This window comes from Dietzia sp. UBA5065, assembly GCA_002415925.1.
GTDB lineage: Bacteria > Actinomycetota > Actinomycetes > Mycobacteriales > Mycobacteriaceae > Dietzia.
Map to the genome: position 1 here is coordinate 4,149 of DIAZ01000066.1, position 1,392 is coordinate 5,540.

Annotated in this window: 1 protein-coding gene and 1 pseudogene; both read left to right on the forward strand. The window is 77.8% G+C overall.

Annotated features, from left to right (window positions below):
* A pseudogene (locus tag B4M60_RS04985) lies at positions 1 to 313 on the forward strand (hypothetical protein); the annotation flags it as partial.
* On the forward strand, positions 310 to 1,392 hold a 1,083-nt coding region (locus B4M60_RS04990), incomplete at its 3' end, for an energy-coupling factor transporter transmembrane component T (protein ID WP_291080858.1). The pseudogene B4M60_RS04985 and the gene B4M60_RS04990, both read left to right, overlap by 4 nt.

A 1,392-nucleotide genomic window follows, 5' to 3' on the forward strand; every position in this document is an offset into this window, starting at 1 on the left:
CGCCGACGCGGGGTCACCGGCCGGTCCGGCCGAACCTGCCCGTCCGGGCCAACCGGCCGGCCCGGACACGCCGGTCCCCGCGGACCTGCCCGCCGCCCCGGACGCCGCCGAGGTCACCGACGAGAGCGGCGCCCCCGGCGGGGACGCGCTCGCCGCCGCCCCCGGCGCGGGGACCGACACCGTCGGCCAGGAGGTCCTCGCGCAGAACGCGGACGGCGGCGGGATCTCCCCGTGGCCGTACGTGGGTGCGGCCGGGTTCCTGGCGGCGCTGGTCGCGGCCGGCGCGGTGGCGGCACGCCGATCCCGGCAGTGAACGCGACCCCGTCGGGGATCGTGGGCGCCCGGCACCGCACCTCGCGGCGCCGGGCGCTCCACCCCTGGGCCTGGTGGATCTGGGCTCTGTCCCTGGCCGGGATCGCCGGGATGACCACCAACCCCGTCGTCCTGGCGACGATCGTCGCGGTGCTCGGCTACGTGGTGGCGGCCCGCCGCCTCGACACCCCGTGGGCGCGGGCGTTTCGGCTCTATCTGGTCCTGGCCGGCGTCGTGATCGCCATCCGCGTGGTCATGCACGTCCTGGTGGGACTCAAGACCGGGGAGATCCTGGTCCTCCCGCTGCCCGAGGTCGAGCTCCCGGACTGGGCGGCGGGGATCACGGTCCTCGGGCCCGTCATGCTCGAGGGGCTGGTCGGGGCGGCTCTCGCGGGGGCCCGTCTCGCCGTCATTCTCGTGGCGGTCGGTGCGGCCAACTCCCTGGCCAACCCGCGCCGCCTCGTCCGGTCCCTCCCGTCGGCCCTCGGCGAGGTCGGTACCGCCCTGGTCATCGCCGTGTCGGTCGCGCCGCAGCTGGTCGAGTCGGTGTTCCGGGTCCGCCACGCCCGGGCGCTGCGCGGGGAACCGGCGCGGGGCCCCCGCGCGTTCGGGCGCACCGCCCTTCCCGTCCTTCAGGACACCCTCGACCGTTCGCTCCGACTGGCCGCCTCCATGGATGCCCGCGGCTACGGGCGCCGCGCCCGGACGCCCGCCGCCGAACGCCGTCTCACCGCGGCGCTCACCCTCACCGGGCTGTGCGGCGCCTGCGTGGGGACCTACGTGGTCCTCGACGGGACCCTGCCCGCCGAGGTGGGGATCCCGCTCCTGTGTGCCGGACTCGCCGCCGCCGCCGGGGGGCTCGCGCTGGCCGGTCGCCGCCGTACCGTCACGACCTACCGGCGCGACCCGTGGGCCCGGCCCGAGTGGGTCACGGTCGCCTGCGGGGCGGTGGCCCTCGCCGCCACCGCCGTGGCCGCTCACCTCGATCCCTCCTCGCTGTCCGTGCCGCTGTACCCGCTGGCGGCACCCGGGGTGCCGGTCCTCGTCCTGGCCGGTCTCGGCGTGGCCGCGCTCCCGGGA